Raw genomic sequence first — 25,477 nt, forward strand, 5'->3', positions numbered from 1 at the left:
GTCAGAGCAGGCTGTCCTTCCACGGGCCGGACACCTGCACCGTGCCGCCCGCCTCGCGCGCCCAGATGCGCGGGTCGTACATCGCCTCGGCCTCCGCCGTGGGCAGGGTGAAGGCCCCCGCCGTCACCGCGCGCACCGCATAGACAATCTTCTTCGCCTCACCCGCGCCGAGCGCGCCGAAGACCTCCATCCGGTCATCGCGGATGTTGACGTAGTCCGGCGTCCACAGCGCGTCCGCCGCCACCCAGTCCACCGAGCCCCCGCGACCGAGCCGCGCGTTCTCGATTTCCCAGCCCGCCGGCAGGCGGTCCACCAGGGCGATGTTCTGCACCCGCTCGCCCGTGGTGTTCTTCAGCTCCAGCTCCACGTACACCAGCTCCGCCAGCGCCAGCGGCGACGACTTCAGGTTCAGCTCCGAGCCGTCCTGCTTGCGGTAGGTGCGGGTCAACTGGAGGCCCTCCCCGCCCGTGCGCGGCTGTCCGTCCGTGCGCACGCCCTCGCTGCTCAGCACCAGGTACAGCTTGCCTGAGTCCTTGGACTTCACGTCGAGCTGGAGCTGCTTGCGCTCGCTGGCCCGCGCCAGGGACCACGTCCTGTCGGAGCCGCGCGCGTCCTTCGCCTTCGGCGTCGCCACCTCCTTGCCCTCCACCGTCAGCACCGGCGCGGTGAACTGGGAGGCCGCGCCCTGCAGCCGCTTGCCCAGGCCCGTGATTCCCCACACCAGCTCCTGCGTCGTGTACCAGTTGCTCGAGTGCGTCTGGAGCGACTGGGCCACCATGGCCGCCAGGGGCTCGCCGTCGGCGCTGTTGCCGAAGAGGTCCTGGTAGGTGCTCAGCATGAAGCCCCGGCGCCGCCGGTCCGAGTAGAAGGACCAGTTGTTGTGACGCTCGTCGGTGACGGGCGACAGGTCCGGGGTGCGCAGCTCCTTCTCGTAGCGACGGTCTCCGGCGAGGTAGAGCCCCGCCTTGAGCATGTAGTCGACCTCACGCGCCTGTCCGTTGAGCGCGCCCTTCTTCGACTTCTCCGCCAGCGCCTCCACCAGCTTCAGCATGCGCGCCTTGCGGCCCTTGCCGGCCAGCGACAGCACGTAGTGCATGTAGGCTTCCTCGCTGTCGACCTGCCCGTCCAGGCGCACCGCGGCCTGGCCCTCGTAGGCGCTCATGCGGTTGCCCATCCACGTCATCGCGTCGTTCAGGCGGTCCTGCGACACGGGGTACTTCAGCTTCTGCGCATCCAGCAGCATGTGCGTCGCGTAGGCGGTGCCCCAGTCCACCGGCTCCGTGGCACCGGGCCAGTAGGAGAAGCCGCCCGAGGACGTCTGCATGGACATCACGCGGTTGATGCCCGCCAGCACCATGTCCCCCACCGAGCCCTCGCGGGTCAGCGACGGGTCCACGTTGTCCACCAGCTCCGACACGAAGAGCAGCGGGCGCGTGGAGGACGTCGTCTGCTCGATGCAGCCATAGGGGTATCGCACCAGGTACGAGAGGTGCTGGAGCGACTGCGCATAGGGATTGGCCGTCACCCACAGCGTGGAGCGCTCCGTCGTCGGCACCCAGCCCTGGAGGTACTGGGAGACGTCCGTCACGCCCTGCGCCAGCTCGATGCGCTGCACGCGCCGCTCGCGGGGACCCGCCGGGGACAGCGGCACATCCAACGTCTCCTTCGACGTGTAGCCTCCGCCCTCCACCACCACGCTCAGCCGCGCGGCGCCCACGGCCTGCACCGCTCGCGCCTGGAAGACGAACGTCGTCGACTTGCCATCCTCCAGCCGGGCCCGGCCCTCGCTCTTGCCCAGCAGTTGGAGCGGAGAGGACGCCGCGGCGGGCATCGTCAGCCCCGGCACCGGCAGCGACTCCGCGCCCAGCGTCACCTTCACGTCCTGCGCCTTGCCGGACAGGTTGGTGATGAAGACGGGCACCTGGATTTCGTCGTTCTGCGTGAGGAAGCGAGGCAGTGTCGTCTGGAGCACCAGCGGGTCTCTCACCAGCACCTGCGCGCTCGCGCGGCCCAGGCGCTTGGGCCCCGCCGTCACCACCATCACCCGCACCGCGCCCCGGTACTGCGGAATCTGGAAGGGCAGGCGCAGCTTGCCGTTGGCCGGCACCAGCACCACGCCGCTCCACAGGGCCACGGGCTTGACGGGCTGCACCCGGCCGCTCGCGTCCCCTTCCGCGTCACCACCGGTGGAGCGCGAGTTGCCGCCGGGCGGCACCAGCAGCGTCCAGCCGATGGTCTCGTAGGTGCCCACGCCGAGGGCGCGCTTGGTGAAGATCTGCTTGAGCGGATCCGGGCTCTGGAAGCGCGTGAGGGAGAGGATGCCCTCGTCCACCACCGCCACCGTGGCGAAGGTCGGCCCCTCCAGCGCCCCCAAATCCAGCTCCACGTTGAGCGTGTCGTTGGAGCGGACCTCCTTGGGCACGTTCAGCGTCACCGACTGGGTGAAGTCCACCGGCTCCAGGGTGATGTTGGCCACGCCGAAGGCGCGGTCCGGCATGAACGCCTCGCGCGACTCCAGATGCGGGTCCTTCACGAGGAAGGTGCTCACGTAGACGTTGGGCGCGAACTGCTTGGGCGTGAAGGTCCACGTCACCTCGCCCGGCTCCACGGCCTTCCACTCGGTGGCGAGCACGCGGTCCGTCTCCGCGGTGAAGAGCATCCGGCCCTTGTACGGGGCCTTCACCTTCACGGTGATGGCCTGGCCCACGCGGGCCTGCGCCGGCGCCGCGACGTCCAGCGAGGTGGGCTTGAGCGGACGCGGCGTCTGGTCCACGCGCGAGCCCTCTCCCCACCAGTAGTAGCGACCCTCGCCCTCCAGCTCCAGGTCCGTCTGCGCATTGCCGGAGCGCACGCGCACCAGGTAGCCCGCGGCGTCTCCGCCCGGCGTCACGTTGAGGGAGAAGCGGCCGTCCGCCACCTTCGCCGTCGCGGTGCCCTCTCGAATCGGACGCAGGTAGCGCTGGTAGCGGTCATACCCCTCCGCCTCGTCGTAGTAGTACCCGTACTCCTCCTCCAGGCGGACGTACTCCACCTGCACCGACTTGGGTGACAGCGAGCTGGACGTGACGACCTTGCCATCCCAGTCCACCACCACGCCGCTCACCGTGAAGGGCTTGCCGGCCTTCACCTTCCCCACGCTGGCATGCAGGCCCACGTAGTAGCGCTCCGGGTGCACGGGCACGCTGGCCTCGTTCACCGTGGAGCGGCCGCTGCCGGACTCGAAGACGCTGACCAGCGCGCTCAGCTTCGCCGCGCCGCGCAGCCCGCCCATGGCCGCCTGCGCCGGGCAGTCGAGGACCGTCTGGCCCTTCGCATCCAGCACGCCCTTGGCCTGTCCCAGCGTGACGGGGCGCGGCTCCTTGCCGTCCTGACGCCACAGGCCGTAGGTGAACTGGCCGTTCTCCTTCGGCTTGAAGTCCGACGGCAAGAGCCGGCAGTTGAGCTCCACCGGGCTTTCTTCCGCCGAGCCGCCGAAGAGATAGGCGGCCTCCACCGCGACGGGCAGCTCCACGCCCTGCACGTAGCCGGGGGCTTCGGTGGTCGCCGTCACCTTCATGCGCTCGGGGACGAACTCCTCCACGCTGAACGCGTAGGAGGCCACCTCGCGGTCCGCGACCTTCAGCGTCACGCGGTAGCGGCCCGTGTCCTGGAACGCCTCGAACGGGAGGTCGAGCGCGACGAGCCCCGCCTCGTTGGCCTTCAGCGGCACCTTCTTCAGCTCGCGCTCGCGCGGGTCCACCACCACCAGCTCCACGGGCATGCCCGCGGGAGGCGCCAGGTCATCCTGGCCGCGCAGCACCGCGGCGACGTGCGCGGTGTCTCCCGGCCGGTACACGCCCCGGTCGGACCAGATGGAGGCGCGGTAGGCCTTCTCGGAGCGGTACGGCTCGCCCTGCACGTCCGAGTTGGCGATCTCCATCTTGAGCTCGCTGTACTTGAGGTACGTCAGCTCCTCGCCTTGACGGGCGATGAGCGCGAAGGGCTCGCTGTCGTCCGCGCCCGCGGCGGGCACCTTGAGCATGCAGCCCTCCGCGCCCTTGGTGACGCAGCGGTCCACGGCCTGGCCGCTCTTCTTCACGAGGGAGACTTCGACGCCGTTCACCGGCTCGGTGCTCTCGATGCCGAGCGCCCAGACCCACACCTCGCCCCGGTCCGTGGTGCCGGGCGCGGGGCCACCGCGCTTGGCCACGAGGCTCAGGTCCGTGAGGAGGATGCGCGAGGCGGCCTCCAGCTCATTGCGCTTCACCGAGACTTCCACGAGGCCGCGCGTCGTCGACGGCACCAGGGTGGCCACGTCCACGTAGGTGGTGGCCAGTGTGTCCTGCGGCGACTGGAGGGACAGCGTCTTCTTCAACACCACGTTGGACGTGCGCTCGTCGGCCACTTCGCGCTGGTCGTCGCTCATCCAGAAGACGAGGTTCTCCGGCGGCACGTTGCGGATGGTCAGCTCGACGCTGTCGAGGTTGAGGTGCTGCAGCGGCAGGTTGCGCCACGCGCTGCGCGGCAGGTAGCGCCCCGCCGAGGAGAACGAGAGCTGCGGCTGGCGGGCCGGAATGGAGACGCCTTCCTCGAAGTCGGACAGCAACGTGCCATTGCCCGTGGACGTCGCCCCCGCGTCGATGCGCAGCGAGTACGTGCCGCGCTTGAAGTCGCCGAAGATGCGGAAGCCTCGCCGCGAGGGCGCGACGGACACCTTCACCGGCGGCGTCAGGTGGATGGCGGCCTCGGCCGTGGCGTCGTCCAGAATGCAGCCGCGGTTGTTCGAGTCCCAGTAGTACTCGTCGTAGTCCTGGTTCTGGCGGGGGCTGGGCGGCGCGGCCATGTCCACGTCGCGGCAGCTCACCTCCAGGTAGTGCCCGGAGGCGCCGCTCTGGCGGGTGACGCCGGTGATGTCCATGCGCTTGCCACCGCGCAGGACGAAGGACGACTCCGCCGCGGGAGCGCGCGCCTTCGCGTCCGACGCCGAGACGAGCCCCGCCTTGAGGACGAAGCGCACGGCGGCCCCGCCCTTGAGGCCCGGGTGACCGAGCTGCGCGGTGACGACGTCACGCTTGCCGGGCACGTTGCGCCACTTCACGTCGCTGATGGCCTGTCCGCCCACGTCGAAGGCGCTGCGCGAGCGCAGGGCGCCCGTGTCCACCGGACCGGAGAACGCGATGTCCACCTCGACGCGGTTCTTGAGCAGGTCGGCCTGCTTGGGCTCCACGCGGAGGAAGCGGAACGACGGCGTCGTGAAGCGGTGGGTCCAGGCACCCTCGGAGGTCGGCTTCACCACGCCCGCCTCCGTCTCCACGGACTCCACCGTCACGGTGTACTCGGTCTCGAAGGCGAAGCCGGCACCGGAGGCGTTGAACGTGAGCGTGGACGGTCCGCTCCACTGCAGGTTGCCGGCGACGCGGGGCGCGATGTTGATGACGGTGCCCGGCTTCACCTCGTGGTCGGGCGGGCGCAGGGAGCGGGCCAGCTCGATGACGACGCTCTGGGGCAGCACGGTGTCGGAGCCGGGCGCGCTGATGATGGGCGTCACGGCCTCCGGCTTGACGGGCACCGGCGGCGTGGCGGACGCGCTGCCCGCGACAGGCTTCGTCGTGGTTGGAGCCTCGGTGGTGACGGGGGGAGGTGGGGTGGCGGGCTCCTTCTCCTTCTGACAGCCCGCGAGCGAGGTGCCCACCAGCAGCACGGCGAAGAGCCAGCCCGCGCGTGTCGCGCGGTGCGGCGTGGTCAGGACTGCGGACTGCGAACCCATGGTTCCTCCGGAGGTACCAGCTGTTCTTCACGTGACGTGCCGACGTCGTGCACGCCTGGAATCGAGGGGGGGTGCGGTCGAATGCCCACGGCCGGAACGCGACCCCCACGCGTCCCCGAGCCCACATGGTGTACCCGGAGCCACACTCCCGGTGGCCTCCGCGCCCTCACCTGGCGGTCGATGCCGCCACGCTATAGGAGGGGCCCGAGCCCAGGTCAACGACCCAGGCCCTGGCCCTGGAAGACGCTAAGGTGCCCCGCGCATGGTGCTGCCCGTCCGTTTCGTCCTGATGCGTCCGCGCAACGCGGAGAACCTGGGTGCCGCGGCTCGGGCGCTGAAGAACTGTGGCCTCTCGGATTGGGTGTGGGTGACGCCCGAAGTGGAGGATTTGACGCCCGCGCGCCGGCTGGCGGTCCATGCCGAAGACGTTCTTGAAGGGGCCCGCCGCGCCGACACGCTGGAGGAGGCCATCGCCGACTGTGTCTGGGTGGTGGGAACCAGCTCGCGCAAGGTGGAGGGCAAGCGACGGCTGCCGCCGCGCGCGGTGGGCGAGGAGCTGGTGTCGCGCGCGACGCAGGGCACGGTGGCGCTCGTCTTCGGAGATGAGCGCAGCGGGCTCACCAACGCGGAGGTGGAGCGGTGCCATGACTTGTCCGCCGTGCCCACCGCGCCGGAGCAGCCGTCCATCAACCTGGCGCAGGCCGTGCTGCTGTATGCCTACGAGGTCCGCGTGGCCACGTTGGCGGAGCATGCGCCACCGCCGGGTCCGCTGCCCGTTGCGGCCACGGACACGGAGCTGGCGCGGGTGGAGTCGACGTTGGGGGGCGTGCTCAGCTCGGGTGGGTTCCTCATCGACGAGCAGCCGGGGCGCACGGCCTTGAGGGACTTGTTCGCGCCCCTGCGCCGCTCACGGCTCACGCGCAATGAGGCAAGGCTGTGGCTGGCCGCGCTGCACACGCTGCGCAAGCATCGCCCCTAGAGGGAGCGGGCGGAGCGACGGGGGCGTGACGACGACGAGGGCGGGCCTCGGTGCTTGCGCGACAGGCGCACCGCGACCCACGCGAAGACGGCTGCGGCGATGACGAGCAGGGCCACCCAGTACCAGTAGCTGGGGCCGCTGGATTCCGCGGGTGAGAGGGACATGTCCTGAGGCACCTGTGCCAGCGCCATGAGCGGGACCAGCAACGCGAGCAATGGGGTCAGGAGAAAGGGCATGAGTGTCCTCGTCAGGAGAACCTCTCCATCGCGCTCGGTGACCACAAGCGCTCGCGCCCGCTGTCCCTCCAAGAGGAATTCCCAACGCTCGGGTGCTCGCTCCCCGAGCGGCTCACTTCGTGGGCTTGGGGCCGGTCAGCCGTGAGAGGAGCTTCGGGTCGTCCGGGAGGAGCCCGGCCGCGGGCAGCCGGAGGACGAGCTCCCGCCAGCGAGGGTCGGCGGCGTACGTGCGCTGGAGCAGCGGGAGGGCGGCGTCCACGCGGCCCACGCCGACGAGGGAGATGGCGTGCCAGAAGACCATCTCCATGTTGCCGGGCGCGAGCTTCTCCGCCGAGGAGTAGGCGGCGAGCGCGGCGTCGGTGTCCTTGCGCTCCAGGGCGAGGTCTCCCTCGTTCATGAAGTTGTAGGCGCGCTGGAGGGTGACGAGGCGACGCAGCTCCTTGAGGGGCTCCGGGTGGTCCTCGACGCGCAGGTCGAAGCGGCGGTCCATCCAGGGGCGGCCGGTGGACTTCGCGGAGACGACGATGAGGGCGGCGGACTGCTTGCCCCGGATGTCGCCGCCCTGGCCTTCCGCGGCTTCGAGCGCGGTGAGCATGCGCTCGGCGAGGTCGCCCCTGGCTTCGCGATAGGCCTGGGACATGGCGGGCCAGACGGTGGCCTTGTCCATCATGTTGGCCTGGACGGAGAAGCCCTCGCCGACGACGTGGCCGGCGGCGGCGATGCAGCTCTTGCCGGTGTGCGCGGAGACGCGGCCTTGCGCGTCCACCATGGCGACCTGTCGCACGCTGTTGGCGGAGTCGGCGGCGAGCAGGCCGTTGAGGGCATCGGGTGCGCTGCGTCCCGCGCGCATGAGTTCGAGGCCCAGGCGGCCGTAGGACGGGTCGACGAAGGACTGGGTGGCCACGGCGCCGACACCGGCCTCGGCCCAGGGCACGGCGGAGCCCACGGAGAACCAGTGGGACTGGACGGCCACGCCCAGGTCTCCCGTCACGGGGTCCCTGGCGACGATGGAGTACGTGTGGACGGGACGGCGCGGGGTGGCGGGAGGCTCGGCTGCCACGGCGGTGAGCGAGAGGAGGGCGAGGCAGACGGCGAGTCGGGACATGGCGGCTCCAGCGGGCGAGGAGGCGCAGGGTGGGCGAGCGGGCAGGCGACCGCAAGGCCCGGCGCGGCACGCCCGGGGGACGGCCCTACCTTTCGGGAGGAGTCCTGAACCCGCGAGAGGGGGACGCATGGATCACATGCCTTACGAGTCGATGGTGGTGGGCGACGACGAGCCGGGGCGTGGGGGTGGCCAGCCCAGGAAGGACGAGCGCGAGAAGGAGGACCCAGGCCGCACGCCGAAGAAGGCGGAGGGTGGTGACCAGGAGGAAGAGCGCCGGATGCCGCAGGATGAACCGGGCAAGACTCCGGGCGTGTCCGAGGGCGAGGACCCGGACAAGATCCGTCGCGAGTAGCCTTTCCGACCGACATGGCGGACTGGCTGCGTCAGCTCCAGGTCATCGGAGTGTTCGCCGCGGGCCAGGCGAGGTTCGCGAACCCGCACCTGGCGCCGCGACCGTAGCGACTACTTCTTCTTCGCCACGCTCAGCGGGACGGAGACCTGGGTGTTCTCCCAGGCGAAGTTGAGTGCGGGGGCCTTCTCATCGAGGGTGATGGTGAGGGCCTCGTAGGTGTCCGGGGACTTCTTCGCGGGCACGTCCACGCGCAGCACGTCCTTCGACTTGTCGTACTTGTACGCGCCCCACTGGCCCACGTCCTTGTTGACGATGAGGGTCCACTTGTCGGCCTGGGGAATGGCGAAGAGCGCGTAGGTGCCGGCCGCGAGCTTCTTGCCGGCGAGCTCGATGTCACCCGTGGTGGTCAGCTCCGTGGCCTGGTTCGCGCCCAGGCGCCACACCTCGCCGTAGGGGACGAGCTTGCCGAAGACCTGGCGCTTCTCGCCCGTCTTGGGGTCCTGGATGCGAGGCGAGTTGTACGTCACCTTCACGTAGGTGTTGTCGTCCAACTTCTTCGCCGTCATGGCGAGCGGGCTGACGGGAGCCTTCTCGGGAGGAATCGACTTCTGGGCAGCCGCGGGCGTGGCCGCGAGGAGGAAGAGCGCGGCGAGGGCGGGGATGCTCAGGTGCCAGGTGAATCGACGGTTCGTCATAGAAGCGTCCTTTGCGTGTGAGTGGGCCCGGAGGAAACAGGACCCGGCGCCACCCTAGCCGCAATGCCGGGCAGCGAGGGCGAAGGCGATGGCCCCGCGTCTTTGAGTCCACTGTCGGATGGAAGGAGCCGTGCCGCGCTGGTGGGCGCGAGTCCACCCGAGCCCGCCGTCACACCCCTGAGCGATGAACCGCGTCGCGAATCGCTCCGCGCAGCGCCGCTCCCGACGTGAAGAGCGCGGAGATGTGCCCCGCGTCCAGGATGCGCAGCTCGCTTCCCACCCAGTGGGCATGAAGCGCCCGCGCCTCGGACATCGGGACGAACGCATCCCTCGCGCACGCGACAATGACGGCGGCGCTCGGCTTCGCGGGCGGCGGCAGGAGACACGCGTTCGCCGCGTCCAGAATCGTCGCCAGCCGGAGCCGCGCCTCTGCTTCATCCGGCGAGCCTCCTAGCTTCTTGAAGTCGATGGAGCGCCCATGCACGCCCTTCGTGAACACGGGCGCGGGCGAGGCTCCCGCCGCGAGCGCCGCGACTCCCACGGGCTCCGGCATCGTGGCCGCCGCGAGCGCCGCCATGTAGCCCCCCATGCTGTACCCCGCCACCGCGACGCGCTCGTACCCTTCCCGCCTCGCATGCGCCACGAGCGCCCGCGCCTCCTCGATGCTCGCGATGTTCATGTTCAACTGCTCGCTCACCGTGCGGATGTGTGGCCCCTTCTGCCCCGTCGCCCGGCGCGTCCCGTAGAAGGGATTCTCCAGGAAGTAGAGGTCCACCCCCTCGTCGACCAGCGCAGAGAAGAGCCACGTCCTCAGCCGGTACCCCTCGTCTCGCGACGAGGCCAGCACCACGCACGCATCGCGTCCACGGCCTCGCTTGGAGGAGTACCACCGCACCCTTCCGCGACGGACCTCCGGAGGCAGCGCCGCCCAGGGCGAATCGAACGTGCCATCCCGGAAGCACCGCCGCCCTCGCGCCTGCTCCGCCTCCCAGCTCATCGCGAGCGGGCCAGGCCGGGCGCAGAGCCGGTCCGACAACCCCGGCCCCGTGAATGCCTGCTCGTCCCCCCAGCCGTCACAGAACAGCGAGTGACTCGCCAGCGAGGCGACGAACCCATCCAGGGGATGCATCCGGATTTCATCCCGGACAGGCGGTGTTCCAACACGCGAGGTCATGCCCGCGACTCTACGACGACCGTCCCCGGACGGCGGCGGCGAGATGCACCACGTCGGGGAACTGGTGATGATATGACGCCGCCCTCGCGGCGGGTCCACGACACCCGATGTTCCCGACCCGCCCCGCGTCACCTGCCCCCTGGAAGCCCATGCCTCGCAAGTACGACAAGCCCAAGCCCCCGCAGCAACACCAGCGCTGGGAGGGCAAGGAGAAGCCGGACTGGCTGTCGCGCGCGCTCGCCCGAGCAGGCGTGTTCCCCCAGAAGGAAGCCGACGACGCCATACGCGCCGGCCGCGTCACCATCAACAGCCGCGTCGCGCTCATGCCCCTCGCGCCCGTGCCCCCCGGCTCCGTCGTGCGCGTGGACGGCAAGGTCATCCCGCTGTCGGCCCCCGCCACGCGCGTGCTCGCCTTCCACAAGCCCGCGGGCGTGCTGTCCTCCACGGTGTCCCAGCATCGCACCGGCACCGTCTTCGAGGTGCTCCTGCGCCAGCTCCCCCCCGACCTGGCCGGCTACACGTGGCACGCCGTGGGCCGCCTCGACGTGGACTCCACGGGCCTCCTGCTCTTCAGCAATGACGACAAGTTCGTCGCCCACGCCACCTCCCCGGACACGCAGCTGCCCAAGCGCTACGTGGCCACCGTCTTCAGCACCCCCGACGAGGCGCGCGTGGAGCCCCTCCGCCAGGGAATGACGCTCGACGACGGCCCCGCCCGTCCCGCCATCGTGCGCATCCGCGACGAGCACACCGTGGAGGTCACCCTCACCGAGGGACGCCACCATCAGGTGAAGAGGATGCTCGGCGCCGTGGGCCTCCCCGTGCGCGCCCTCCACCGGGAGGCCGTGGGCGGCATCGACGTGCTCGACATCCCCGAGGGGACCTTCCGCCTCCTCAGCGACCAGGAAATCCAAGAGGGCCTGCGCTACTCGGGCCGGCCCCCACCGAGCGAGTGACGTCGTCGCGCCAAGGCGCCGGCTGACGCACCCCGCGCGACACCGGCTTTGCTCGCGGTGAGTCCACGCTCCGGGCAGAATCCGGCGCATGAACGCTCTCCTCCGGACAAGGTCCTGGGCTGTCCTGCTGCTGCTGTGCATCGCATGTGGCGGAAGTGACGACGACACCCGGGACGACGCGGGAGCGGGCACGCCTGATGGCTCCGGAGGCCCTGTCGACAGTGGCACCCGCGAAGACGGCGGCACCCAGGCCGAGCCGGATGGGGGCTCGAATGCGAACCCCGACAGCGGCACCATCGCTCCCGACGGCGGGATGAACAGCGCCGACGCCACCGTCCCGGGGGCCATCACCCTCCCCTTCCCGACGCTGCACCACCTGACGGTGGAGTGGGCCTTCACCGGTGACGCCAACGCCAACGGCGTGGTCTCCGTCCGCTTCCGTCCCACCGGCACGAGCCCCTGGCGACAGGCGCTCCCCCTGCGTCGAATCACCGCGGGCACCAACGAGGGCTTCAGCTGGGCCCTGCGTCACTCCGGCAGCCTGTTCGGCCTCCAGCCCGGAACGAGCTACGAGTTGGAGCTCACCCTCACGGACCCGGAGGGAGGCTCCACCACGCGCACGGCCACGGCGACCACGCGCGCGGTGCCCGCTCCCATGGCGGGCGCGCCCATCAAGGCCGTGACACCCGCCACCTTCGCCACCGTCGCGGCGAGCGCGCAGCCGGGCGACATCCTGGAATTGGCCGCGGGGACGTACAGCGCGTTCGACTGGTCTCGCAGCGGCACCGAGGGCAAGCCCATCGTCCTGCGAGGCACCGCCGGCACCATCCTCACCGGCCCCATCAACCTGTTCAACCAGAGCCACGTCCACTTCGACCGGCTCACCATCAACGGCCGCGTCCGCTTCAACGGCTCGAAGCACTTCGTCCTCACCCGCTCCACCGTCAACGCCACCACCGCGAACAATGGCGACGCCGTCGTCACCTTCCTGCGCGCGGAGAGTGCCTATATCGCCGACAACGTGGTGACAGGTGTCACGCAGTGGGCGGAGTCGTCGCTCGGCGTCAGCGGAAACAACCAGGGCGAGGGCATCTGCGTCACGGGCCCGGGGCACGTCATCCTCAACAACCGCGTCACCGGGTTCCGCGACGGAATCTCGCTGATGGAGGACGACGCCGCGGTGGACCAGTACAGCATCGACATCCTGAACAACGACCTCATCGGCAACGCGGACGACGGCGTGGAGGCGGACTTCTGCTTCCACAACTGCCGAATCGTGGGCAACCGCCTCACCAACAACTTCATCGCCCTGTCCTCGCAGCCGAGCCTGGGCGGCCCCACGTACTTCATCCGCAACGCCATCTACAACGCGGTGCACATCGCCTTCAAACTGTACCGGGGCAGCTCCGGCGACGTGCTGCTGCACAACACCGTGGTGAAGCATGGGGATGGGCTCGGCATCGCCGCCGGCAGGCCCGTGGCGAACCTCTACACCCGCAACAACCTGTTCATTGGCGGACCGGGCGGCTCCTTCAATGGCTACAGCAGCGGCAACGCCAACGGGCGCGTGCTCTACATCCCCGACCTGGTGACGGCGAGCGCCAACCTGGACCACGACGGCTTCGGCACCACGTCCGGCAACTTCACCGCCACGTGGGCAGGCAGCGCCCTCACGGGGCTGAGCGCCCTGCGCGCCAGCACCACGGAGAAGAACGCGGTGCAGGTGGACCTCGGCGCCTTCTCCGCATCCGTCGCCTACCCCTCCGCGCCCATGACGCTGTACGCGGCGCCCGACCTGCGTCCGCGCACGGGCTCCGCCGTGGAGAATGCGGGAGCGCCCCTGCCCAACATCAACGACGGCTTCAGCGGCGCCGCGCCGGACCTGGGGGCCTACGAAGTCGGCGCCCCCCTGCCCGCCTACGGCCCTCGCCCCTGACGGACGGGTTCGACTTCAAAGGGCGCGTGGCCTCGCGTACCTTCGCCCCATGGTGGACTTTGACCTGGTGGTGATTGGCTCCGGACCGGCCGGCGAGTGGGGCGCGGTGCAGGCGGCGATGGCGGGCAAGCGCGTCGCGGTGGTGGAGCGGGAGCCCGTACTGGGAGGCACGGCGGCCAACACGGGCACCCTGCCCTCGAAGACACTGCGGGAGACGGCGCTGCACCTCTCCGGCCTCAAGGCCCGGGGCCTCTACAGCGTGGAGACGACGCTGCGCCACGCGGCCACCGTCTCCGACTTCCTCTACCGCGAGCGCCGCGTGAAGGGCATGGAGCGCGAGCGCATTGGCCACAACCTCCAGTCGCACGGCGTCCAGGTGATTCAGGGGGTCGGCTCGTTCGTGGACCCGCACACCGTGCTGGTGCGCCGACAGGGCGCGGAAGACATGCGCCTCACCGGCTCCGTCATCCTCATCGCCACCGGCTCGTCGCCGTACCGGCCGCCGCTGTACCCCTTCGGCGACGTGCGCGTGCATGACTCGGACGAGGTGCTGGAGATTGGCCGGCTGCCCAGCTCGCTCGTCGTGGTGGGCGGCGGCGTCATCGGCTGCGAGTACGCCTGCATGTTCGCCGCGCTGGGCATCCCCGTGACGCTGGTGGAGGTGAAGCCCGAGCTGCTCCCCTTCCTCGACGACGAAATCTCCACGCTGCTCGCCCAGCGCATGGAGGCGCTCGGCATCCGCCTGCGCTTCGGCCAGACGGTGGAGAAGGTGGACGTGCCCGCCGCGTGCGAGGTGCCCATCCGCCTGACGCTCTCCTCGGGCGAGGAGGTGGACACGGACCAGGTGCTGGTGGCCTCCGGCCGCTCGGCGAACACCCCGGGCCTGGGGCTGCAGGACATCGGTGTGAAGCTGGGCGCTCGCGGCCAGGTAGAGGTGGGCCCCAGCTTCCAGACGGCGTTGCCCCACATCTACGCGGTGGGCGACGTCATCGGCTTTCCCGCCCTGGCCTCCACCTCCATGGACCAGGCACGCATCGCGGTGGAGCACGCCTTCACCCTGGAAGGCCCGCAGGCCCTGGCCACGGTGCTGCCCTACGGCATCTACACCATCCCCGAGGTCTCCATGGCCGGGGAGACGGAAGAAGGCCTGCGCGCCAAGCGGGTGCCCTACGTGGCCGGCCGCGCCTCCTTCGCCACCAACCCACGCGGGCAGATCATCGGCGAGATGTACGGCCTCTTGAAGCTGCTCTTCCACCGCGAGAGCCTGAAGCTCCTGGGCGTGCACGTCATCGGCGAGCAGGCCTCGGAGCTGATCCACGTGGGCCTGGTGGCCATGCTCACCGGCTCCACCGCGCGCCTCTTCGTCGAGACCTGCTTCAACTACCCGACGCTGTCGGAGGCCTACAAGGCGGCCACGTTCGACGCGCTGGACCACCTCAAGCGCGGCACCGGCTGAAGCCGCTTCAGCGACGGCGAGGGGGGTTCACGCTCCCCACGCTCTTCAAGCTGCCCACGGTGAGTCCGGAGGGGCTCGGCGCCGTCTCGTGGACCTCGTCCGCGGAGGCCCGGGCCAGCGCGCGCGGCGCGGCCCCTGACTGCGCGGCCGTCCCTGGAGCGCCACGCAGGAGTTCCCGGGCGCGCTGCCAGCGGACCTTCTCCTCCGCCATCAGCCGCGTCAGCTCCTCGCGGGCGGGGCCCTCCGGCAGCTCGGCCGCGGCGGCGGCCACCTTGTCCAGGAAGGGGAGCAGGTAGCCGAAGTCCTTGTCGAAAGCGCTGGGGTTCGTCGCCACGTCCATCCTCCTGAGTCGCGCCACCCTAGCCCATTCCCTGGGGCCAGCGGCCGTTTCAACCGTGGTACACGCGCGAGGCGACAATCCGGCCCCCGCGCACCTCCAGCACCTCCGCCACCGGCATGGGCGCCTCGCCCGGCGCATGGCGCAGGTACTCCATGAAGACGCGCTCTCCATCCGCCGTCAGCGCCGTCTCCTCGTAGCGCAGACCAGGCAGCCGGGCGATGGCCTCCCTCCACCACTTCGCCAGGGCCGGCCGGCCGATCAGGAGCCCCCCCGTCTCCGGGTGCAGCACCCGAATCTTGGGCGAGGTGTGGGTACAGTCCTCCGCGTACAGCGCCACCAGCGCGTCCACGTCATGGGCATTGAAGGCGTGCAGCCAGGCCCGGGCCACGGAGAAGTTTTCGCTCGCAGTCATGGTTAGAAACCCTCGAAAGAATTCAGCCCGAGGCCGCGAACCTGCGCGCGCCCGAGCTGCCCTGTATATAAGGTGGAGCCCAATTTGTAGGCAAAGGTGAGATTAACAGACCTCACCCCCATGCGGATTTGGCTGGAAACCAAGTCCCGTGGGAAGTAAGGGCCCCGCCTGCTCTGTTCCCTCAGGCACTTTCAAGAAAAGAAGGACCGGATCGTGGCCGCTAACGCACCCATCGACAAGATTCGTAACATTGGTATCTCTGCCCACATCGACTCGGGCAAGACGACGCTCTCCGAGCGCATCCTGTTCTATACGGGCAAGATCCATGAGATCCACGAGGTCCGCGGCAAGGACGGCGTGGGCGCGGTCATGGACTCGATGGATCTGGAGCGTGAGAAGGGCATCACCATCCAGTCCGCCGCGACGTACGCGATGTGGGGCGACTTCAACATCAACCTCATCGACACGCCGGGACACGTGGACTTCACCATCGAGGTGGAGCGCTCCCTGCGCGTTCTGGACGGCGCCATCCTCGTCCTCTGTTCCGTGTCGGGCGTGCAGTCCCAGTCCATCACCGTGGACCGGCAGATGAAGCGCTACCGCGTTCCGCGCATCGCGTTCGTCAACAAGATGGACCGCGCTGGCGCGAACTATGACCGCGTGGCCGCTCAGCTGAAGGAGAAGCTGAACCACCACCCGGTGAAGCTCCAGTACCCCATCGGCGCCGAGGACCGCTTCCAGGGCCTCATCGACCTCATCCAGATGAAGGCGTTCTACTTCGACGGTGAGAACGGCGAGAAGGTCCGCGAGGAGGAGATCCCCGCCGACATGCTGGACGAGGCCAAGGTCCGTCGCCAGCAGATGATCGAAGGCGTGGCCGAGGTCGACGACCAGCTCGGTGAGCTGTTCCTGTCCGACGCCGCCATCCCGAACGACCTCATCACCGCCGCCGTTCGCCGGGCCACCATCGCCCTGAAGATGACGCCGGTCATGTGCGGCTCCGCCTACAAGAACAAGGGCGTGCAGCTGCTCCTGAACGCGGTCTGCGGTTTCCTCCCGAACCCCAAGGAGGCGACCAACGAGGCGCTGGACCAGAAGAACAACGAGGCGAAGGTCATCCTCGAGTCCGACCCGGAGAAGCCCTTCGTCGGTCTGGCGTTCAAGCTGGAAGATGGCCGCTACGGGCAGCTCACGTACATGCGCATCTACCAGGGCCGCGTCTCCAAGGGAGACTTCATCTACAACCAGGTGAACCAGAAGAAGGTCAAGGTCCCGCGCATCGTCCGGATGAACTCCAACAAGATGGACGACATCAACGACGCGACGGCCGGCGACATCGTCGCGCTGTTCGGCGTCGAGTGCGCCTCCGGCGACACGTTCACCGATGGAACGGTGAACTACACGATGACGTCCATGCACGTCCCGGACGCGGTGATTTCGCTCGCCGTGTCGCCCAAGGACCGCTCCACGCTGGCCAACTTCTCCAAGGCGCTCAACCGCTTCACGAAGGAAGACCCCACCTTCCGCGTGCACCGCGATGAAGAGTCCGGGCAGACCATCATCCGCGGCATGGGTGAGCTGCACCTGGAGATCTACATCGAGCGCATGAAGCGCGAGTACCAGTGCGAGGTCCAGGCCGGCAAGCCGCAGGTGGCCTACCGCGAGACCATCAGCCAGAAGGGCGAGTTCTTCTACACGCACAAGAAGCAGACCGGCGGCTCCGGTCAGTTCGCGCGCGTGTGCGGCTACATCGAGCCGCTGCCCGCGGACGCGGTGCAGCAGTACGAGTTCGTGGATGACATCGTCGGTGGCTCCATCCCGCGCGAGTTCATCCCCGCGTGCGACAAGGGCTTCGCCGAGGCCGTCAAGAAGGGCAGCCTCATCGGCTTCCCCGTCGTCGGGTTGCGCGTCGTCATCAACGACGGCGCGTTCCACGCGGTCGACTCGTCCGAAATGGCGTTCAAGACGGCCGCCATCATGGGCTTCCGCGAGGGCTACGCCGCCGCCAAGCCCATCATCCTCGAGCCGATGATGAAGGTGGAAGTCACGGCGCCCGAGGACTTCCAGGGCTCCGTCGTCGGTCAGCTCAACCAGCGCCGTGGCACCATCCTCTCGACGGAGACCGCCGAGGGCCAGGTGACGGCGGTGGCCGAGGTTCCGCTGAACGCGATGTTCGGCTACTCCACGGACCTTCGCTCCGCGACGCAGGGCAAGGGCGAGTTCACCATGGAGTTCGCCAAGTACACGCCGGTGCCGCGCAACGAGGCCGAGGCCCTGATGGCGCAGTACAAGGAGAAGCTCGCGGCCGAGCAGGCGGCGCGCAAGTAGTCCGCGCCACCGCGACGTCGAGGTTGTAAGGAAGGCGCTCCTCATCAGTGAGGGGCGCCTTTCGCCTTTTCAGGAGTCAGAACACCGTGACGCTGCTTCGTGCCGCCAACGTCCAGCTCAGCTTCGGCAGTCGCACCGTCTTCCAGGGCCTCACCGTCACCATCGAAGAGGGTGAGCGCGTGGGCCTGGTGGGCGTGAATGGCTCGGGCAAGACGTCCCTGATGAAGATCCTCGCCGGGGCCGCCAAGCCCGACACGGGCGAGCTGCAGCTGCGCCGGGGCGCCCGCGTCACCTACCTGCCCCAGGAGCCGGAGTTCGCCGAGGGCGCTACGGTGGCCTCGGAGCTGTCCGTGGCCCAGGGCCCGCTGCGCGAGGCGATGGCCGCCCAGGCGGAGCTCGCGCAGAAGCTGGAGTCCTCGCCGCCGGAGGCCCACGAGAAGCTGATGGAGCAGCTCGCCGTGGTGTCGGACCGCATCGAGCAACTTGGCGGCTGGGACACCGAGCACCACGCCAAGACGCTGCTCGACAGGCTGGGCGTGAAGGACTGGGACCGGCCGGTGGCGCAGCTCTCCGGCGGCCTGCGCAAGCGCGTGGCCATTGCCCGCGCGCTCCTCACGCGGCCCGACATGCTGCTGTTGGACGAGCCCACCAACCACCTGGACGCGGACACGGTGGACTGGCTGGAGGAGGAGCTGGACAAGCTGCCCGGCTCGCTGCTGCTCGTCACGCACGACCGGTACTTCCTGGACGGGCTGGTGGACCGCATCGTCGAAATCCAGCCGGGCGGCGGCGTCACGTCCTATCCGGGCAACTATCAGGCGTACCTGGAGCAGAAGCTGGTGGCGCAGGAGAACGCCGAAGTCTCTCAGCACAAGCGCGAGCGGTGGATTGCCCAGGAGGTCGCCTGGCTGCGCCGGGGCCCCGAGGCGCGGCGCACCAAGAGCAAGTCGCGCATCGACCGGGCGCAGAAGCTGATGGCCGAGAAGGGCTTCCAGCGCCCCAAGGTCGCCGACCTGCGGGTGATTGCCGCGCCCCGGCTGGGCCACACCGTCATCGAGTCGGAGGGGCTGCAGAAGTCCTTCGGCGAGCGCAAGGTGCTGCAGGGCGTGGACTTCCGGCTCCAGCGCGGCGAGCGCGTGGGCCTCGTCGGCCCCAACGGCGTGGGCAAGACGACCTTCCTGCGCGTCATCCTGGGGGAGCTGCCTCCGGACGGCGGCAAGCTCGTCATCGGGAAGAACACCAAGGTCGCGTACTACGACCAGAACCGGGCGCAGTTGGACCCGGAGATGACGGTGTACGACGCGGCCTCGCAGGGCGAGGACTGGGTGGACCTGGGCGACCAGAAGGTCGCGCTGCGCGACTACCTGGACGACCTGCTCTTCCCCGTGCCCATGCAGCGGATGAAGGTGAAGGCGCTGTCGGGCGGCGAGCGCAACCGGCTGCTCCTGGCGCGCCTGTTCCTGGAGGGCGCCAACGTGCTGGTGCTGGACGAGCCCACCAACGATTTGGACATCGTCACGCTCAACGTGCTGGAGCGGCTGCTCTTGGACTTCGGTGGCAGCACGCTGCTCGTCACGCACGACCGGTACTTCCTCGACAAGGTGGCCACCAGCATCGTGACGTTCGACGGCAACGGCCGCGTCACGCGCTACGAGGGCAACTACGCGATGTACCGGCGGCTGAAGGAGCAGTCGGATGCCATGGCCGCGAAGGGCGCGGCGAAGAAGGACGAGCCCGCCCCTGTCGTCGCCCCTCCTCCCGCGGCGAAGCCGGAGGCGCGCAAGGCCGTCAAGCTCTCCTACAAGGACCAGCGGGAGCTGGACGGCATGGAGGCCACCATCGAAGTGGCCGAGACGCGCAAGGCGGACCTGGAGGCCCAGCTCGCCGACCCGACCATCTACAGCAAGAGCGGCAAGGTGGCGGAGGTGCAGAAGGAGCTGGACGCAACCGTCGCCCAGATAGACCGCCTCTACGCGCGCTGGCAGGTCCTCCAGGACCTCGCGGCCGGCTCGACCTAGACGCTCGCGACACCGACGTGGTGGGCCCCGTCCCTCAAGCTCAGTCGTACTTGAGCGCGATGATGGGGTCCACGCGCGAGGCCCTCAGGGCCGGCAGCCACGTGGCGACGAGCCCCACCGTGAGCAGCACCAGCGGCGCGATGACGAAGGCCCATGGGTCCAACGCGCTGACGCCGTGGACCATCCCGGAGACCAGCCGCGTCAGGCCCAGCGCGCCCACGAAGCCCAGCGCCACGCCCGCGCCCACCGAGCCCAGGCCCTGGAGGAACACCAGCCGCACCACCTCCGCCCGCGTGGCGCCCAGCGCCAGCCGCACGCCCATCTCCCGGGTGCGCTGGCTCACCAGATAGGACAGCACCCCGTAGATGCCCACCGCGGCCAGCCCGAGCGCCAGCGCCGCCATCAACCCCAGCAGCACCATGTTGAAGCGCTCGGAGCCCAGCGTGCGCGCCACGTGGTCTTCCAGCTTCAGCGACTCCGTCACCGGCTGCCGCGCGTCCACCGCCCACACCTCGCGCTGCACGGACGCCACCAGCGCCGCGTGGCCCCCGGAGCCTCGCACCAGGAGGTTCTGCGGCAGCATGCGCACCAGCATCCCGTTGAGCACCGGGGCCACCTGCCCCGAGGCCACGTACAGCACCGCGGGCGACTCCCGGTCCAACCCGTTCTCCCGCACGTCTCGAACCACGCCCACGATGACGCGCGGCGCGGTGTCCTGCAGCGACGGCACCGTGTAGGCCACCCGCAGGCTCTTGCCGATGACGTCCTCACCCGGCCAGTACTTGCGCGCGGCCGTCTCGTTGATGACCACGACGTGGGGCGCCCCCGCCACGTCCGTGTCCGCCAGCAACCTGCCTTTCACCAGCCCCAGTCCCAGGGCACCGAAGTACCCCGGCGACACCGGCCGATACTGGCCAAACCCCACGCCAGGGCCGTCCAGGCGGCCCTCGAACTTGCCGTCGATGGCGAAGCCCATGCTGGGCCCCAGCTCCATCGGCAGCGCGGGCGTGAAGCCGACGGCCGTCACCCCCGGCAGCGCCCTCACCCGCTCCTCCACCTGACGGTGGAAGCGCTCCAGGGCCTCCCGCTCGCCATAGCGTCCCTCCGGCAGCGACAGGCGAAGCACGTGCACGTCGCTCGCGTCGAAGCCAGGACGGACGACCTGGAGCGCGCCAAAGCCCCGGATGAGCAGCGCGGCCCCCACGAGCAGCACCACCGCGAGCGCCACCTGCCCCACCACCAGCAGCTTGCGCGTCCTGCCGCCCCCGGGCCCCGACGTCGCCCGCTGCGCCCCTTGCCTCAGCGCATCCTGGAGGTCCGGCCGCGACGCCTGCCACGCGGGCAACAGCCCGAAGAGCACCCCCGTCAGCAGCGACACGCCCACGGAGAACGCCAGCACCGCGCCATTCAGCTCCACCTCCGCGCCGCCGGGCACGGACAGCTCCGCGGGCGCCAGGGACAACAGCGCGGGCAACACCGCCGAGGCCAGCAGGATGCCCAGCCCTCCGCCCACCACGGACAACAGCAGGCTCTCCGTCATGAGCTGCCCCACCAACCGCCGGGGCGAAGCCCCCAAGGCCGCGCGCACCACCAGCTCCCGCTGTCGCGCCGCCGCCCTCGCCAGTTGGAGGTTGGCCAGGTTGACACACGCGATGAGCAGCACCAGCCCCACCGCGCCCAGCAACACCCAGAGCGCCAGCCGCAGGTCCCCCGCCAGGAACGTCCGCAGGTCCTCCGCGACGAACTTCTCCTTCCCTCGCAGCAGGTTCGGCTTGTCCGCGCGCAGCCCCTCGGTCAGCGTCTTCAGGGCCGCGCCGACGTCCTCCGACGACAGGCCCGCGCGCACCCTCGCGACCACGTGGAGGAAGTTGGAGTCATCGGTGTTGGTCAGGTCCAGTTGGAGCGGCGTCCACAGCTGCGCCTCCCGAGGGTGGTGGAAGGACTCCGCCGCCACGCCCACCACCGTGTAGGGCTGGTCATTCAGCGTGAAGGAGCGGCCGATGACGTCGGGAGCGCCCGCGAAGCGCCGCTTCCACAACCCATGGCTGAGCACCACCACCCGAGGCCCGCCCACCACGTCCTCTTCCGGCAGGAAGCCGCGCCCCAGCACGGGCCGCACGCCCAGGGTCTCGAAGAAGTTCCCCGTCACCCGCATGCCCGACAGACGCTCCGGGAGCCCATCCCCCAGGATGTTGAAGCCCGTGGGCAGCAGCTCCGACGCGGCGACCTGGGAGAAGGGCGAGCCCTCCGTCGACAGCCAGACGTATTGCGCGATGGCCTGAGAGGTCGCGCGCCCGTCCTCATCCTGGCGGAACACCTGCACCAGCTGCTCGGGCTCCGGGTACGGCAGCGGGCGGAGCAACACGCCGTGCACCACGCTGAAGATGGCCGTGTTCGCCCCGATGGCCAGGGCCAGCGTCAGGATGGAGACGACGGTGAAGCCCCGGCTCTTGAGCAGCAACCGGACGGCATAGCGGAGATCCTCGAAGAGGACGGCCAAGGCGACTCCAGGTGGGGGACGCCTGCCCTACGCGCCACCCCCGTCAGCCATTGCAATGGCTGCCTGCTTTCCCATCCATGGGACAGCAATGACTTCACCGGGACAGGGCAATGACTTCACCGCAAGCCAGGGAGAATCCGGACGCGTCACACGTCAAGCCGTTCGGCGGGGCGAGCCGCCGATACTTGCCTGGAAGGGGGGACCTGGAGGTGCGCTTGCGTTGACTTCGTCGCCATGCGACTCCTGCGCGCTTGTCCAATGAGTGAAGGAGTCGTCGTGTCGTTCCGGCCCGCGCTTGCCTTGTTGTCGGCGCTGTTCTGTGTCGCCCTGGCCCTCCCCTCCACTGCTTCGGCGCAGTCGGGCTCGCTGCCTGGCTTCAACCTGCAGCGGTTGGAGATGGACCCGGCGGGCCTCGGCTCACTGCTCGTCAGCACCGGCCGCACGCTTCCTGCGGGCATGGTGCGCGTGGCCGTCCAGGGCCACTACGAGCAACTGCCCTTCCACTTCCAGACGCGCTGGGAGCCGGGCGGCGGCTCGGGCCTGGTGGAGAACAAGTTCACCATGGACGTGACGGCCGCCATCGGCGTGCTGGACTGGCTCCAGGTGGACGCGGAGGTGCCCTTCATCGTCACCCAGGGCGGCACGGCCTTCATGAACGTGAACGCGCCGGAAGGTCAGGGCCTGGGCTCGCCGTGGCTGGGGGCTCGCGCCGCGCTGGTGCGGCCGGACTTCGGCCTCCAGGTCGCGGTGGACCTCTCCGCCGCCCTGCCGGTGGGCAAGAAGGAGCTGCTGGCGCGCGACGACTACGCGGTGCACCCCAGCCTCCAGCTCGGCTTCCTCGCGGAGACGTGGCAGCTGGGCGCCGAGGTGGGCGTCCTCCTGCGCGCGAAGCAGGACCTGGGCTCGCTGTCCGCTGAGCCGGCGGACATCATCGGCAACGAGCTGCGGCTGGCGGGCACGGTGACGTCGCGCGCCGGGGAGCTGACGCGCAGCGAGGTGAGCATGCTCGTCGGCGTGCCGCTCCAGGGAGGCCGCCTGGGCGCGGAGCTGATGGTGGCCATCCGCCGGCACACCACCTCCTGGATGGACCTCTACGTCATGGGCGGCCCGGGCGTCGGCGCGGGCCTGGACACGCCCACCTTCCGCTTCCTCGCCGGGGCCTCGTTCGCCACCGGCCGCGTGGACTGAAGGAAGCAGGACCCAGGCGCCTCGCGCTCCCCTCCCGGGGATTCGAAGCGAGGCGCCGCGCGCTTCAACTACTTGGGCATCACCCCGAAGGCCTTCGCCATCGCGATGCCGATGCCCAGCAGGCTCTCTCCCGCGATGAAGCCCGAGGACACGGGCAGCACGGTGTCCTCGGCGAGCTTCGGAGCCTTGCGGCGCATCACCTCGGCGATGGCGGAGCCCAGGAAGAAGGCGATGGAGCTGGAGCCGGGGATGACGATGGCCAGCCCGAAACCCGCGGGTGACGGCACGTAGGCCTTCAGCTTCGCCGGCGCCCACCGCTCCAGCAGCACCAGGAGGATGCCGAGCGTCCCGCCGCACAAAGCGCCCCAGCGCGCGGTGACGGGCATGGCCGACACGCCCGTGGCGAGCAGCTTCGACACGCCGGCCCACACCATGGTGGCGGGCGCGGGGAACTCCGCCGAGCCGAGCACGTCCGGGCTGGGGATGAGGATGTTGAACACCGGCACCACCACCGCCGCGCCGGCCACCACGCCGAACAGCTGCGCGACGAACTGCTGGCGCGGGTTGGCGCCCAACAGCCAGCCGGACTTGAGGTCCGTCAGCAGGTCCGCCGAGTGCAGTCCCACGCCACCCGTGGCGTTGGCGCTCATCACGTTGGCGGGGATGTTGCCCGGCGCCAGGCCTCCGAAGATGAGCTGCGTGACGGGCCCCAGCGCCTTGGTGGGCGTGGTGTCCGTCTCACCGGTGACGCGGCTGGCGATGACGCCCATGACGACGGCCAGCGGCATGGCCAGCACGCCCGCCCACCACGGAATCTGGAAGAGGTACGCCATCAGGAAGATGGCGATGGGGCCCAGCACCGCGAAGCCCAGGGGGAACCAGGACGGAGGACACTCGATGCCCGCCAACGGGTCCGCCGCCTCCTCCTCCTTCGCGCTCTTGCGGCCGAACAGCCCCGACAGCGCCTTGAAGGAGCGCGCCACGCTGCGCCACTGGAAGGCGAACGCGAGCAGACCCGAGGACACCAGCAGCGCGGAGCCCGTCCACACCATCCACGTGTTGATGGCCCGGTACGTCACCTCCGGAATGGCGCCCTGGGTGACCATGGCCGGCGCGAGGAAGCCGTACGTCAGCACCGCGCCCAGCAACATGGACCAGCCCGTGCGGAAGCTCACCAGCGCGCCCGCGCCCACCAGGAGGAGGCTGAAGTCGAACGACAGCGTCCACGCGGAGGCCTTCTTGCCCAGCAGGGTGAACGGCATGCTCACCTTCTCCGGGATGTTGGTCAGCCACGAGAAGCGCGCGTCGCGCACCAGCACCAGCAGGGCTCCGATGAGGCCCGCGCCCGCCAGCAGCTTCGACTTGCGCCGGGCCACCTCACCGTGCCCATGCAGGGCGCGGATGGTCTCCGCGGTGGCGGTGCCGGTGGGGAACGGCAGCGCCTCGATGTTGATGAGCTGGCGCTTGATGGGGATGGCCGCGAAGACGCCCAGCGCGGAGATGACGGCGAACCACGCCACCAGCCAGCCGGCGGGCGGCAGCGCGCCCGTGAGCATCAGCAGCGCGGGGACGGCGGCCATGTTGCCACCGCCCGTCATGTAGCCGGCGGCCGACGCCACCGAGCCCATGGCGTTGTTCTCCAGCGCGGTGAAATCGTTCTTCAACAGCTTGAGCGAGCGCAGCGTGCCGAACACCGCGAAGGCCAGGATGCAGGCTGTGATGGTGACGCCCAGGCTCCAGCCCGTCTTGAGGATGACGTACAGGTTGGACAGGCACATCACCGCGCCAATCAACATGCCCGCGATGACGGCGCGCACGGTGAGCTGGCGCGAGCCGCCCTGGTAGACATTCTTGAGCCAGTACAGCTCCGGGTCCTGCGTCGCGGAAGCACCCGGCTCGCCCGCGTGCGAGTCTGTGGGCTGGAGGCGAAGCCCACTGGGGCTCGGAGTCTGTTGAGAGGGGGACTGGCTCATTGGGGCGGCAAAGATAGTGCAGGCCCCCTCCCCGACGAAGAACTCCCTCCGGCAGGCAAGCGAAAGGGGCGAGGCATTCCGGC

Annotated in this window: 17 protein-coding genes; 8 read left to right on the top strand and 9 right to left on the bottom strand. The window is 69.7% G+C overall.

Annotated features, from left to right (window positions below; genetic code table 11):
* Position 1: 1 nt before the first annotated feature.
* Positions 2–5,746 (bottom strand): alpha-2-macroglobulin family protein, encoded by a 5,745-nt coding sequence (locus LZ199_RS13490; RefSeq protein ID WP_253994080.1) that lies wholly within the window; start codon positions 5,744–5,746, stop codon positions 2–4.
* A gap of 262 nt (positions 5,747–6,008) precedes the next feature.
* On the opposite strand from LZ199_RS13490, the gene LZ199_RS13495 reads away from it, so the two are divergent.
* Positions 6,009–6,725, top strand: a complete 717-nt coding sequence (locus LZ199_RS13495) for an RNA methyltransferase (protein WP_253994081.1) — start codon at positions 6,009–6,011, stop codon at positions 6,723–6,725.
* Here the strand turns inward: LZ199_RS13495 and LZ199_RS13500 are convergent.
* Both LZ199_RS13500 and LZ199_RS13505 read right to left on the bottom strand, forming a co-directional pair.
* Positions 6,722–6,961 carry a hypothetical protein gene (locus LZ199_RS13500; protein ID WP_253994082.1) on the bottom strand — a complete coding sequence of 80 codons (240 nt, stop codon included), beginning with the start codon at positions 6,959–6,961 and terminating at the stop codon, positions 6,722–6,724. The genes LZ199_RS13495 and LZ199_RS13500 overlap by 4 nt on opposite strands.
* 112 nt (positions 6,962–7,073) lie before the next feature.
* Positions 7,074–8,066, bottom strand: coding sequence for a DUF1028 domain-containing protein (locus tag LZ199_RS13505; protein ID WP_253994083.1), 993 nt, complete (start codon positions 8,064–8,066; stop codon positions 7,074–7,076).
* 127 nt (positions 8,067–8,193) lie between these two features.
* Here LZ199_RS13505 and LZ199_RS13510 point away from each other — a divergent pair, with 127 nt between their 5' ends.
* Positions 8,194–8,418: a hypothetical protein gene (locus tag LZ199_RS13510; RefSeq protein WP_253994084.1), complete on the top strand. Its 225-nt coding sequence runs from the start codon at positions 8,194–8,196 to the stop codon at positions 8,416–8,418.
* A 110-nt stretch (positions 8,419–8,528) separates the two neighbouring features.
* Here LZ199_RS13510 and LZ199_RS13515 read toward each other — a convergent pair whose 3' ends face one another.
* Both LZ199_RS13515 and LZ199_RS13520 read right to left on the bottom strand, forming a co-directional pair.
* Positions 8,529–9,113, bottom strand: coding sequence for a DUF2911 domain-containing protein (locus tag LZ199_RS13515; protein WP_253994085.1), 585 nt, complete (start codon positions 9,111–9,113; stop codon positions 8,529–8,531).
* 169 nt (positions 9,114–9,282) lie between these two features.
* On the bottom strand, positions 9,283–10,287 hold the full coding sequence (locus tag LZ199_RS13520) for an alpha/beta hydrolase family protein (RefSeq protein WP_253994086.1): 1,005 nt from the start codon (positions 10,285–10,287) through the stop codon (positions 9,283–9,285).
* 149 nt (positions 10,288–10,436) lie between these two features.
* Here LZ199_RS13520 and LZ199_RS13525 point away from each other — a divergent pair, with 149 nt between their 5' ends.
* The 3 genes from LZ199_RS13525 (at position 10,437) to sthA (ending at position 14,635) form a co-directional block, all read left to right on the top strand.
* Complete coding sequence (locus tag LZ199_RS13525; RefSeq protein WP_253994087.1) at positions 10,437–11,243, top strand: pseudouridine synthase; 807 nt, start codon at positions 10,437–10,439, stop codon at positions 11,241–11,243.
* An 88-nt stretch (positions 11,244–11,331) separates the two neighbouring features.
* Positions 11,332–13,179 (top strand): right-handed parallel beta-helix repeat-containing protein, encoded by a 1,848-nt coding sequence (locus tag LZ199_RS13530; protein WP_253994088.1) that lies wholly within the window; start codon positions 11,332–11,334, stop codon positions 13,177–13,179.
* Between the two features lie 49 nt (positions 13,180–13,228).
* On the top strand, positions 13,229–14,635 hold the full coding sequence (sthA, locus tag LZ199_RS13535) for a Si-specific NAD(P)(+) transhydrogenase (RefSeq protein ID WP_253994089.1): 1,407 nt from the start codon (positions 13,229–13,231) through the stop codon (positions 14,633–14,635).
* A gap of 7 nt (positions 14,636–14,642) precedes the next feature.
* Here sthA and LZ199_RS13540 read toward each other — a convergent pair whose 3' ends face one another.
* Complete coding sequence (locus LZ199_RS13540; protein ID WP_253994090.1) at positions 14,643–14,975, bottom strand: hypothetical protein; 333 nt, start codon at positions 14,973–14,975, stop codon at positions 14,643–14,645.
* A 49-nt stretch (positions 14,976–15,024) separates the two neighbouring features.
* Entirely contained in the window at positions 15,025–15,387 is a 363-nt protein-coding gene (locus LZ199_RS13545) for a nuclear transport factor 2 family protein (RefSeq protein WP_253994091.1), read from the bottom strand.
* Between the two features lie 213 nt (positions 15,388–15,600).
* Here LZ199_RS13545 and fusA point away from each other — a divergent pair, with 213 nt between their 5' ends.
* Positions 15,601–17,715 carry an elongation factor G gene (gene fusA, locus LZ199_RS13550; RefSeq protein WP_253994092.1) on the top strand — a complete coding sequence of 705 codons (2,115 nt, stop codon included), beginning with the start codon at positions 15,601–15,603 and terminating at the stop codon, positions 17,713–17,715.
* A gap of 86 nt (positions 17,716–17,801) precedes the next feature.
* Entirely contained in the window at positions 17,802–19,733 is a 1,932-nt protein-coding gene (locus LZ199_RS13555) for an ABC-F family ATP-binding cassette domain-containing protein (protein ID WP_253994093.1), read from the top strand.
* Between the two features lie 40 nt (positions 19,734–19,773).
* Here LZ199_RS13555 and LZ199_RS13560 read toward each other — a convergent pair whose 3' ends face one another.
* Positions 19,774–22,233: an ABC transporter permease gene (locus tag LZ199_RS13560; protein ID WP_253994094.1), complete on the bottom strand. Its 2,460-nt coding sequence runs from the start codon at positions 22,231–22,233 to the stop codon at positions 19,774–19,776.
* Positions 22,234–22,509: 276 nt separating this feature from the next.
* Between LZ199_RS13560 and LZ199_RS13565 the strand changes: the two genes are divergently transcribed.
* Entirely contained in the window at positions 22,510–23,421 is a 912-nt protein-coding gene (locus tag LZ199_RS13565; protein ID WP_253994095.1) for a flagellar motor protein MotB, read from the top strand.
* Positions 23,422–23,489: 68 nt separating this feature from the next.
* On the opposite strand, the gene LZ199_RS13570 is transcribed toward LZ199_RS13565, so the two are convergent.
* On the bottom strand, positions 23,490–25,394 hold the full coding sequence (locus LZ199_RS13570; RefSeq protein ID WP_253994096.1) for an OPT family oligopeptide transporter: 1,905 nt from the start codon (positions 25,392–25,394) through the stop codon (positions 23,490–23,492).
* Positions 25,395–25,477: the final 83 nt, after the last annotated feature.

It is taken from the genome of Myxococcus qinghaiensis (assembly GCF_024198215.1).
GTDB lineage: Bacteria > Myxococcota > Myxococcia > Myxococcales > Myxococcaceae > Myxococcus > Myxococcus qinghaiensis.

Coding starts and splice junctions, on each gene's coding strand:
- LZ199_RS13490 (WP_253994080.1), bottom strand. CDS start 5,746: ATGGGTTCGCAGTCCGCAGTCCTGACCACGCCGCACCGCGCGACACGC.
- LZ199_RS13495 (WP_253994081.1), top strand. CDS start 6,009: ATGGTGCTGCCCGTCCGTTTCGTCCTGATGCGTCCGCGCAACGCGGAG.
- LZ199_RS13500 (WP_253994082.1), bottom strand. CDS start 6,961: ATGCCCTTTCTCCTGACCCCATTGCTCGCGTTGCTGGTCCCGCTCATG.
- LZ199_RS13505 (WP_253994083.1), bottom strand. CDS start 8,066: ATGTCCCGACTCGCCGTCTGCCTCGCCCTCCTCTCGCTCACCGCCGTG.
- LZ199_RS13510 (WP_253994084.1), top strand. CDS start 8,194: ATGGATCACATGCCTTACGAGTCGATGGTGGTGGGCGACGACGAGCCG.
- LZ199_RS13515 (WP_253994085.1), bottom strand. CDS start 9,113: ATGACGAACCGTCGATTCACCTGGCACCTGAGCATCCCCGCCCTCGCC.
- LZ199_RS13520 (WP_253994086.1), bottom strand. CDS start 10,287: ATGACCTCGCGTGTTGGAACACCGCCTGTCCGGGATGAAATCCGGATG.
- LZ199_RS13525 (WP_253994087.1), top strand. CDS start 10,437: ATGCCTCGCAAGTACGACAAGCCCAAGCCCCCGCAGCAACACCAGCGC.
- LZ199_RS13530 (WP_253994088.1), top strand. CDS start 11,332: ATGAACGCTCTCCTCCGGACAAGGTCCTGGGCTGTCCTGCTGCTGCTG.
- sthA (WP_253994089.1), top strand. CDS start 13,229: ATGGTGGACTTTGACCTGGTGGTGATTGGCTCCGGACCGGCCGGCGAG.
- LZ199_RS13540 (WP_253994090.1), bottom strand. CDS start 14,975: ATGGACGTGGCGACGAACCCCAGCGCTTTCGACAAGGACTTCGGCTAC.
- LZ199_RS13545 (WP_253994091.1), bottom strand. CDS start 15,387: ATGACTGCGAGCGAAAACTTCTCCGTGGCCCGGGCCTGGCTGCACGCC.
- LZ199_RS13570 (WP_253994096.1), bottom strand. CDS start 25,394: ATGAGCCAGTCCCCCTCTCAACAGACTCCGAGCCCCAGTGGGCTTCGC.